7 protein-coding genes are annotated in these 10050 nt (G+C 62.7%); 2 read left to right on the forward strand and 5 right to left on the reverse strand.

Annotation, left to right across the window (positions count from 1 at the left end; all coding sequences use genetic code 11):
- Nucleotides 1–344 precede the first annotated feature (344 nt).
- The 5 genes from D8U60_RS11055 to D8U60_RS11075 all read right to left on the reverse strand — a co-directional run bounded on the left by D8U60_RS11055 (nt 345) and on the right by D8U60_RS11075 (nt 7129).
- A complete protein-coding gene (locus D8U60_RS11055) occupies nt 345–707 on the reverse strand; it encodes a DUF6124 family protein (protein WP_130900129.1) in 363 nt (120 codons plus the stop codon).
- A 520-nt stretch (nt 708–1227) separates the two neighbouring features.
- Complete coding sequence (locus D8U60_RS11060; RefSeq protein ID WP_130900130.1) at nt 1228–2898, reverse strand: POTRA domain-containing protein; 1671 nt, start codon at nt 2896–2898, stop codon at nt 1228–1230.
- 134 nt (nt 2899–3032) lie between these two features.
- Complete coding sequence (locus D8U60_RS11065; RefSeq protein WP_130900131.1) at nt 3033–4616, reverse strand: collagen-like triple helix repeat-containing protein; 1584 nt, start codon at nt 4614–4616, stop codon at nt 3033–3035.
- Between the two features lie 303 nt (nt 4617–4919).
- On the reverse strand, nt 4920–5774 hold the full coding sequence (locus D8U60_RS11070; RefSeq protein ID WP_130900132.1) for a MaoC/PaaZ C-terminal domain-containing protein: 855 nt from the start codon (nt 5772–5774) through the stop codon (nt 4920–4922).
- A gap of 2 nt (nt 5775–5776) precedes the next feature.
- Nucleotides 5777–7129, reverse strand: a complete 1353-nt coding sequence (locus D8U60_RS11075) for a 3-oxoacyl-ACP reductase (protein WP_130900133.1) — start codon at nt 7127–7129, stop codon at nt 5777–5779.
- Nucleotides 7130–7366: 237 nt separating this feature from the next.
- Here D8U60_RS11075 and D8U60_RS11080 point away from each other — a divergent pair, with 237 nt between their 5' ends.
- Together D8U60_RS11080 and D8U60_RS11085 are read left to right on the forward strand one after the other, a co-directional pair.
- Nucleotides 7367–8644, forward strand: a complete 1278-nt coding sequence (locus tag D8U60_RS11080; RefSeq protein WP_130900134.1) for an acetyl-CoA C-acetyltransferase — start codon at nt 7367–7369, stop codon at nt 8642–8644.
- Between the two features lie 430 nt (nt 8645–9074).
- The gene (locus tag D8U60_RS11085; RefSeq protein ID WP_016771829.1) at nt 9075–9971 is read left to right on the forward strand and encodes a PA4780 family RIO1-like protein kinase; all 897 of its coding nucleotides are present in this window, start codon (nt 9075–9077) and stop codon (nt 9969–9971) included.
- The last annotated feature ends 79 nt before the right edge of the window (nt 9972–10050 follow it).

Raw genomic sequence — 10050 nt, forward strand, 5'->3', positions numbered from 1 at the left:
GCGGCTTCGCCGCGGGCAGCTGCGCTGCTTTGCTTTTGCTTTTGTGGGAGCGAGCCTGCTCGCGAAGGCGGCCTGACAGCCGACCTGTTTCTCACTGAACGCACCCGATCAAACTGTGGGAGCTGGCTTGCCATCGAAGGCGGCCTGACAGCCTACCTGTTTCTCACTGAACGCACCCGATCAAACTGTGGGAGCGAGCCTGCTCGCGATAGCGCCCTGCCAGCCGACCCATTTCTTCCTGATGTACATCAATCCTGTGGGAGCTGGCTTGCCAGCGAAGGCGGCCAGTCAGCCAACAACGCTCTGCCTGACTCACCACCTGCGCAACCAACCTCTTGCTCTTGTCACTCCGGCACAAGCCTGTCCAGTACGCGGTTGACCGCCAGTTCGCCCAGCATGATCACTTGCTGTATTCCCAACAGGGAATTGCGCTGCGGTCCATCGATAAATCCGGCGAGGTCGCTGGCCATGATGCTTGCCGAGGCCAGTGATTCGCAGGCATGTACCAGCAGGGTTTCGTTGTCCGCAGCCGGGTCGACGATGAACAGGGTGCTGGGTTTGCGCGGTGCGGCGGGGTCTTTGATGAGGCGGGGGTTGAGGTAGTAATCGATGGCGCGGTCGGCGGCTTCCTTGAGTTTTTGCGCTTCGAGGAGCGGCTCGGCGAAGGTCGGATCGGCAAGCGGGGGATCGGGCGTTATCTTTTTCACGGGCTCAGTCTCCTTTTGGAGTAGGGGCCGCAACCTGTCGCTGCTAAACGATAAGGGTGGCAGCTGAACGCAGGTTAGCAGACCGATGAGCCACGAAATCGGCGCGCCCGAGGGCGCCCTGCGCACAGCCGCCATCAAGCACAGGAATGTATTCCGGAATGATGGAACTGGTGCAACGTGGTATCAGCGAGCTGCTAAACCCGACCACTGATGAGCAGTGGCAGGCAAACGATAGAACCCGCGCCCCAGGCGCACAAGCCGGCGGATTCTGGCGTAGCCGTAGGCAACGGCGCAAGGATTTGTGGGCTGTTGCGAGGTAACGGGGCGTGTGTTTAAACGGCTGGTTTAAGCGCTGCGATAAATCGGTTGAATAGCCGAACCCTTTCGCGAGCAGGCTCGTTCACACAGGGACGGCGGTTGTACTCAGCAACCATGAACACCGCCGAATCTGTGGGAGCGAGCCTGCTCGCGAAGGCGGTGCGTCAGTCAAAAAAATCCTGACTGACACACCGCTCGGCCATCACAACTGATAACTGAAACTGATGCTGTACCGAGGCTTGCGATTGAACGTATCCAGCGCTTCATCCGACATCGCCTTCGCCACTTCCAGGGCGACGTTGTAGTACTTGGCATCGCCGAACCTCAGCCCGACGGCTGTCGATGACAGGTTGTTGGCCTGCACCGGCAGTTGGTTGAACCAGCTGCGCGAGCGGTCGACAACGACGTAGGGTTGCAGGATGCGCACCCAGTTGCCGTCGCGGTTGAAGCTGTAGTTGACCTCGTAGGCCACGCCCCAACCCTTGTCGCCCGAGGCCTGGTCGTCGGGGTAGCCACGGCCGAAATTCTGCCCGCCGAATACGGCGCGTTCGCTGTCAGGCAAGGTGTCGTCGCTCCAGTACAGCGCCGCCGAGAGCACGCCTTGCCAGTTGTCGAGAAACTTGTCGCTCTGCACGCCGGACAGCCTGACGCGGAAGAAATCCAGGTCGATGTCGTCATAGTTGGTGTGCGCGCCGAGGCTGTCGAAGCCCTGGTAGACGCCGGTACTGAGGATGCGCAGTTGGCGGGCGTCGGCCTTGCGCCAGTCGCCTTCGAAAGCCAGGGCGCGGACATCGGTGCGCAGTTCGGTGCTGAAGGGAAAGTTGATGCCGTCGTAGCGCGTCTTGTCGTCGACCGCATACAGGCGTGAGCCGGCGGTCAGCAGTTCGTTGGCGGAGGCGATCAGGGGCGTGCTGAAGCCGATCGAGTAGCGATCGTTCTCGCGGTGGGTACTCAGGCGTCCGCCACCGCCGACCAGCACTTCGGTGTCCGGGTCGGCGCGGTAGCGCGAGGCCGAGACGTTGAGTTGCGTGCCCTCGGTATCGAGGAACTGGCTGTAGTCGAGACGGTAGTAATGCTCTTTATCGTCGCCCGGTGGAAACAGGCCGCTGAGGCTCAACTGTTCGCCCATCGACGTCTGCGAATTGCTGCTGACACCGAGCAACGCCTGCGGGCCGTTGCGGTTGTCTTCGGTGGTGCTCAGGGTGCTGGTGAACGGTTTGCGACTGGCCTGGGCAACCAGGGTGGTCGCGCCATCGGTGGTGCCCGGTGGCGGCACTTGCGCTTGAATCGTCACGCCGGGAATGCGGCTCATCAGCGTGGTGTAGCGCTCGAAGGTCTTGCGCGTCAGCGGGCGTTCGGCCTGGATTTTCGCGGCGAGTTTGTCGAGCAGACTTTTGACCCGACCGATGTCACCCTGCATCTGGATATCGCGCACGTAGCCCTCGACCAGCACCACCCGCGCCACGCCGTCATCGAAGTTCTGTTGCGGCAGGAACGCGTAGGACAACAGATAGCCGTCCTGCTGATAGCGACGGGTGATGTTGCGCGTGGCTTCGATCAATTCGGCAAGGCTGGCCTGGCGGCCGATCAGTGGCTTGTAGATTTCCGCGAGTTCGTTGAGCGGGTAGATCGTGCCGCCTTCGATCTGCACGGTCTTGAGGTTGACCTTGGTTTCCATCAGCAGTGGCTGTGCGGCGGTCGCACCCGGGTCCGGCACTTGCAGCGGCGCCGCGCTCGGCCGATAGGCGTCGGCGGGCAGGTTGGGTACGGGGAGGTTGCGGATGGTTTCGTTGCTGTTGAGAAAGCTGGGCAAGGTGTCGGCGAGGGCAGCGGAACTGAGGCTCAGGCACAGCAGGGATGCCAGTACGCGCATAGGACACTCCATGGTCAGAACACAGCACAGGGCAGATTTTTCCTTAGAAAAAAGGCGGAAGACTCGTGGGAATCTTCCGCCCTCAACCAAGCGTAGGCGCTGTAGGTAAGGCCGTCGAATCGGCCAGGTGCAATTCAGCGTTTGTTGCCGCCCAGCGCGCCGGTCAGGCCGCCGAGTACCCCGCCCAGACCGCCAGTTGTGCCGCCAGTGGCAGTGCCGCTGTTGACCAGGCCTCCGACCGCTGCCACGGTGCCGCCGACGTTGGTAACCAGACCGCCGACAGCAGTGGTGACCGGATTGTTGGTGGCGGCAATCGCTCCGCCGAGATTGCCGACGGCGGCGCCCACCTGATTTGTAAGACCAGCGACCGGAGTGCCGAGACCGGTAGCGGCGCCGACCTGTTGAGTGACAGTGGTGACCGCGCTGGTGACCGGATTGAGGCCCGCACCGACTGCGGCGCCGACACTGGCCAGCGGCGACGTGGTTGCAGTGATCGGTGTGCCCGAGCCGCCGAGTACGGTGTTGATCGACGCAATCGTGTTGCCCAGCCCGCCAGCGGTGACGCCGCCGGCACTGACCACGCCGCTGGTGCTGCCGGCATTCAGACCGCTGCCGACGTTGACCACCGCACCACCGACCGTTTGCAACAGACCGGTGCCGCCCAGCCCGCCACCGATGCCACCGATGCCGCCAGTACCCGAGCCAGTGCCATTGGACACCAGGCCACCCGCTTTGCCGACCGCCGTGCCGGTGTTGCTCAGGGCGCCGCCGAGGGTGTTGGTCAGGGCATTGCCGCTGCCTGCGTCGGTAACTTTGCCGCCGAGGCTGTTCACCGTGCCGCCCACTTTCGAGATCACCCCTTTGAGCGGATCACCCAGGCCGGTGGCATCGCCGAGCTTGTCGGTGGTGCTTTCGACCATGGCGATCACCGGCACCAGGCCGCTACCGACCTTGTTGGTCAACTGGCTGGTCGGGCCGCTGGTCAGTGAGGTGTTGAGGGTGTCGCCAAGCATGGTGACTTTTTCACCGATGCCATCGACCAGCGGCGCCACCCGGGTGACTACGCCGCCCACGACGGGAACGCTACGGGTCGCGGTGTTGAGTTTGACGCTGAGGTCCGACACGCCGTCGCCAACATCGGAAACCACGCCGCCAACCGAGGCCACGGTGGTGGTCAGGCCATTGGGGTCAGTGGCCAGTTTGCCGATGCCATCAGTGACGCCATCGCCCAGGGTGCTGACCACGTTGCCGGTGGTGTTGGCCACGCTTTGCACGATGCCGCCAGCGACCGGAACAGTGCTCAGCGAATCGCCGATCTGGCCGACGCCATCGCCGACACCGCTGACGGTTTTGCCGACATCCTGAACAAGTGTTGTGGTCACCAGCGAAGGTGCAGCGGGATTGGTCGGGTTGGTGGGATCGGTCGGGTCTGTCGGATTGGTTGGGTTGGTCGGATCGGTGCCGCCGCCGGTACCGCCAGTGCCACCGGTTCCGCCGCCAGTGCCGCCAGTGCCTCCGGTGCCACCAGTGCCGGCAGTATCGCCGCCGGTTCCGCCGCCCGCACCACCGCTGCCATCGGTGCCCGCCGTGCCGTCCGCCGTCGAACTGCCCGAACTGCTGCGATGACCGCCACCGCCGCTGCTGCAGCCGACGAGGCCGACCGAAAGGATCAGTGCCAGCGCGATTGCCGATTTGGACCACATCACTTGAGTTTTCATGATTGAGATTCCTGCACCTGTCACAACGTTACGTTGCCTTCGATGGCTCGCCGATCTGTCGTCGGCGATGCCTCGTCCGTGGCTGTAATCTCAGTCGACGGCAGGTTTTTCACCATTCTCAAGTTGGTATTAACCCGTTTATATAGAGGGCTCGGCGCTATGCCGAAGAACTAATACCCAGGTAATAAACGGGCAAAAAAAAGCCTTGATATTCAAGGCTCGGTTTTTTCCAAAGCGGCGGGCAGGGCGCGGAAAAACTTAAGTGATATATACACAATTAACGGGTTTTTCCGCCCCGCCAGATCAGGCGATCGGTTGCCACTGACCGACCATATGTTCCAGGTCGCCGGCGCCGATCAAGCGCAACTCACCGCTGGAACCCGCGGCACTGGCCAGCAAAGTCACTTCGCTGGGCAGGCGCACCGGTTTGCGAAAGTGCACGGCGATTTCCAGGTTGGCCTTGGGCAGGTGATCGGAGAGTGCCGCCAGTGTCCGCGCCTTGTTCCAAAGTCCGTGCGCGATCGCGGTGGGAAACCCGAACAGTTTGGCGCTCGCCGCACTGAGGTGAATCGGGTTGTAGTCGCCGGAAACTTTCGCATACTGGCGACCGATATCGGCCGGCGCAGTCCAGCGCGCCACTTCGAGCAAGTCCTGTGACGGCTGCCAGTCCTGTGCCAGCGCCTCGCCCTCGTGTTTTACCCCGCGACAGAGCATCCGGCTTTCGGCTTCCCACAGCGGCCCGAGCTGATCGTCGAGGGTGGTCAACAGATCGAACGTCGCGCCCTTGGCATGTGGTTGCAGGTTGTGCACGCGCACGCTGACTTGCGCGCGACTGATCGCGCCCATTGGCCGCAACACGCGGATGCGGTTGCTCAGGTGAATCAGCCCCAGCAGCGGGAACGGAAAGTCCCTGGCCGTGAGCAATTGCATCTGCAAGGCGAAGGCGAGGATGTGTGGATAGGTCGGCGGCAGCAGGCCGTCATCGACGAAACCGCAGACCTTGCGATAGGCCGCCAGCCGTTTGTTGTCGATATCGACCCAGCAACGCAGGCCGCTGTCGGGCAGTTGCGTACCGGTGATTTTGCGTCGCGTCGCTGCTCGCGAGTACAGCGCGGGCAGACTCGGTTCGCGATCCAGCGTGTGCCATTCGATGCTCATGCTCAAGCCCCCAGAACACTTTGCCCACAGACCCGCAACGCCTGCCCGGTGAACGCGCCCGTGCCCGGTTGCGCCAGCCACGCCACGGCTTCGGCGACGTCCTGCGGCAAGCCACCCTGGCCCAGCGAACTCATGCGCCGCCCGGCTTCGCGCAGGCCGAACGGAATGTGCGCGGTCATTTGCGTTTCGATGAAACCGGGAGCCACGGCGTTGATGCTGATGCCGCGTTCCAGCAGTGTCGGCGCCCAGGCCTGGGCCAGACCGATCAGGCCAGCCTTGCTTGCCGCGTAGTTGGTTTGCCCGCGATTGCCGGCGATGCCGCTGATCGAGGCGAGCAGGACCACCCGTGCGTTGTCGCGCAGGGTGCCGCTGTCGAGCAGCGCCTTGGTCAGCACTTGCGGGGCATTGAGGTTGACGGCCAGCACCGCGTCCCAGAATTCCGGGGTCATGTTGGCGAGGGTTTTGTCGCGGGTGATGCCGGCGTTGTGCACGAGGATGTCGAGACCGTCGGGCAGCTGTTCGATCAATTGCGTGGCGGCGTCATCGGCGCAGATATCGAGGGTGATCGCCCGGCCGCCGAGGCGCGCGGCAAGGGCTTCGAGATCGGTTTTGGCCGGCGGTACGTCGAGCAGAATCACCTCGGCGCCATCACGCGCCAGGGTTTCGGCAATCGACGCGCCGATGCCGCGTGCAGCACCGGTGACCAACGCCTTGCGCCCGGCCAGCGGGCGGGTCCAGTCAGTCACCAGTGTGGCGCACGCGGTCAGGCGAATCACCTGGCCGGAAACGAATGCACTTTTCGGCGAGAGGAAAAATCGCAGCGGGCCTTCCAGTTGATCTTCGGCACCTTCGCCGACGTAGATCAGCTGCAAGGTGCCACCGCCGCGCAGTTCCTTGGCCAATGAGCGCGAGAAGCCTTCAAGTGCTCGCTGCGCGCTTGAAGCGAACGGGTCGCCCAGGCTTTCCGGCGCGCGGCCGAGAATCACCAGATGCGCGCTATGGTCGAGGTTCTTCATCAATGGCTGGAAGAATTCGCGCAGTTGCTTGAGCTGGTCGGTGTGTTGCAGAGCGCTGGCGTCGAACACCACCGCTTTGATTTTCGGCCCGTGGCCGGGGATCCACGCGGTGGCCAGCGAGGGCTCGGTGCCGTAGCTGTAGATCGCGTCGGTCAAGCGGTTGGCAAACCCGCTGATCCGTTCGGCCAGCGGCCCGCCACCGAGCAACAGGGCGCCCTCGATCGGCCGCAGACGCCCAGCCTGCCAGCGTTCCAGCCGCACCGGCGACGGCAGGCCCAAGGCCCCGACCAGACGATGGCCGAAGGATGAGTTGGCGAAGTCGATATAGCGGTCGGACATGGAACGCTCTCCAGAAGTTGGGGTTCAAAGTGTGGACTGTCCACGGCAATCAATCGTTCGATCGGCGCAATAAGGCCTACGCTGGTTTAGCAGAGTAGACCACTGACCCTGTGGGAGCGGGCTTGCCCGCGATGGCGGAGTGTCAGCCGCTGAAGGGTTGGAAATGCCGCCCCCATCGCTGGCAAGCCAGCTCCCACAGGTTTCCATGTGAATCCGCAAATTCCACAGGAGTTATCCATGACCCAGCTGCGCCGCGTCGCGATCATCGGCGGTAACCGCATCCCTTTCGCCCGCTCCAACGGGCCGTACGCCACGGCCAGCAATCAGGCGATGCTCACCGCCGCGCTGGAAGGCCTGATCGAGCGCTACAACCTGCACGGCCAGCGCATCGGCGAAGTGGTGGCGGGCGCGGTGCTTAAATTGTCACGGGATATGAACCTGACCCGCGAATGCGTGCTCGGCTCGCGCCTGTCTCCAGCGACACCGGCCTATGACATCCAGCAAGCCTGCGGCACTGGTCTGGAAGCGGCGCTGCTGGTGGCCAACAAAATCGCCCTCGGCCAGATCGACTGCGGCATTGCCGGCGGAGTCGACACCACTTCCGATGCGCCGATCAGCGTCAGCGAAGGCCTGCGCAGGATTCTTCTGCAGGCCAACCGCGCCAAGAGCACCGGCGACAAACTGAAAACCCTTTTGCAGTTGCGGCCCCAGCATCTGATTCCCGAATTCCCCCGCAACGGCGAGCCACGTACTGGCCTGTCCATGGGCGAGCACTGTGAGCTGATGGCGCAGACCTGGAATATTCCCCGCGAAGAACAGGATCAACTGGCCCTCGAAAGCCACCACAAACTCGCCGCTTCCTACAGCGAAGGCTGGCACAACGATTTGATGACGCCGTTCCTCGGCCTGACCCGCGACAACAATCTGCGCCCGGACCTGACCCTGGAAAAACTCGCCACGCTGAAACCGGCCTTCGAGAAAAGCGCCAAGGGCACGCTGACGGCCGGCAATTCCACGCCGCTCACCGATGGCGCTTCGGTGGTGTTGCTGGGAAGTGAGGAATGGGCCAAAGAGCGCGGCTTGCCGATCCTCGCTTATCTGCGCGACGGCGAGGCGGCGGCGGTGGATTTCGTCAACGGTGCCGAGGGCCTGCTGATGGCGCCGGTGTACGCCGTGCCACGCTTGCTGGCGCGCAATGGGCTGACGTTGCAGGATTTTGATTACTACGAAATTCACGAAGCCTTCGCCGCGCAGGTCTTGTGCACGCTCAAGGCCTGGGAAGATCCGGAATATTGCAAAACCCGCTTGGGTCTCGACGCGGCACTGGGTTCGATTGATCGCAGTCGGCTTAACGTCAAAGGCAGTTCGCTGGCGGCGGGGCACCCGTTTGCTGCGACGGGCGGCCGGATTGTCGCGAATCTGGCCAAGCTGCTGGATGCGGCGGGCAAGGGCCGGGGTCTGATCTCGATTTGTGCAGCGGGCGGGCAGGGTGTCACTGCGATCATTGAACGCTGAAAAAGCCCCTCACCCTAACCCTCTCCCAAAGGGAGAGGGGACTGATGGGGGGATGCTTGAAATCGACGCCGACCTGAGCGTCCTTCACCGAATCCAAAGCTGCGATTCAAACCATAAGCGCTGCGGTCTCTCAGGTCGATGCATTACGGGAGACACCTCGGTCGGCCCCCTCTCCCTCTGGGAGAGGGCTGGGGTGAGGGCAACTGAAGTTCACCGATCATGTCAGATTCTGTCGCAAATGCCCTTGCCGGCCGATACCAATCAATGCCACGGTCTCGGCTATGATTCGCCCGGGTCGCTGCGATTGATCCGGCACAGTGTGTGCATCCTCAAGGTTCACAGGTCGGCAACCCCTCCCCGTCGGGCGAGGATTGCCGTATAACGAGTGACATTCGCGTGTTTGGTAATAAAGGACCCACAATAAAAGCTGATGAAGACTCCAAAACGCATTGAACCCCTGATCGAGGACGGTCTGGTCGACGAAGTGCTGCGCCCACTGATGAGTGGCAAAGAGGCAGCTGTTTATGTAGTGCGCTGCGGCAATCAGTTACGTTGCGCCAAGGTCTACAAGGAGGCGAATAAACGCAGTTTCCGCCAGGCGGCCGAGTATCAGGAAGGCCGCAAGGTTCGTAACAGCCGTCAGGCGCGGGCCATGGCGAAGGGGTCCAAGTTCGGTCGCAAAGAGACCGAAGACGCCTGGCAGAACGCTGAAGTGGCGGCGCTGTTCCGTCTCGCCGGCGCCGGTGTGCGAGTGCCGAAGCCGTATGACTTCCTCGACGGCGTGCTGTTGATGGAGCTGGTGGCCGACGAATTCGGCGACGCCGCGCCACGGCTGAACGACGTGGTACTGGAGCCGGATCAGGCGCGCGAATATCACGCGTTCCTGATTTCGCAGATCGTGCTGATGTTGTGTACTGGTCTGGTGCACGGTGACCTCTCCGAGTTCAACGTGCTGCTGACCCCGACCGGCCCGGTCATCATCGACCTGCCCCAGGCAGTCGACGCTGCGGGCAACAACCACGCGTTCAGCATGCTCGAGCGTGACGTTGGCAACATGGCTTCGTACTTCGGCCGTTTCGCGCCGGAATTGAAGAAGACCAAGTACGCCAAGGAAATGTGGGCGTTGTACGAAGCCGGCACCTTGCACCCGAACAGTGTGCTGACCGGCGAGTTCGACGATCCGGAGGACCTGGCGGATGTCGGCGGGGTGCTGCGCGAAATCGAAGCGGCGCGCCTCGACGAGGAACGCAAGCAGGCCATTCGCGCGGCGGACGACGCGCCGAAAGGCAAACCCGAAGAACCGCCTCCACCGCCGTGGATGCAGTGATCGCGTGATGAAAAACCCGGCTTCGCAGACTGTGTGAAAACCTAGCAATCTGCGCAGCGCTCAAAGAAAATGCTCCGTA

Source organism: Pseudomonas sp. Sample_11 (genome assembly GCF_004307505.1).
In the GTDB taxonomy this organism is placed as follows: domain Bacteria; phylum Pseudomonadota; class Gammaproteobacteria; order Pseudomonadales; family Pseudomonadaceae; genus Aquipseudomonas; species Aquipseudomonas atacamensis.

What these genes read in the sequence shown, in the direction of transcription:
- D8U60_RS11065 (WP_130900131.1), bottom strand. Translation starts at nt 4,616, where the DNA reads ATGAAAACTCAAGTGATGTGGTCCAAATCGGCAATCGCGCTGGCACTG.
- D8U60_RS11080 (WP_130900134.1), top strand. Translation starts at nt 7,367, where the DNA reads ATGACCCAGCTGCGCCGCGTCGCGATCATCGGCGGTAACCGCATCCCT.
- D8U60_RS11060 (WP_130900130.1), bottom strand. Translation starts at nt 2,898, where the DNA reads ATGCGCGTACTGGCATCCCTGCTGTGCCTGAGCCTCAGTTCCGCTGCC.
- D8U60_RS11070 (WP_130900132.1), bottom strand. Translation starts at nt 5,774, where the DNA reads ATGAGCATCGAATGGCACACGCTGGATCGCGAACCGAGTCTGCCCGCG.
- D8U60_RS11085 (WP_016771829.1), top strand. Translation starts at nt 9,075, where the DNA reads ATGAAGACTCCAAAACGCATTGAACCCCTGATCGAGGACGGTCTGGTC.
- D8U60_RS11075 (WP_130900133.1), bottom strand. Translation starts at nt 7,129, where the DNA reads ATGTCCGACCGCTATATCGACTTCGCCAACTCATCCTTCGGCCATCGT.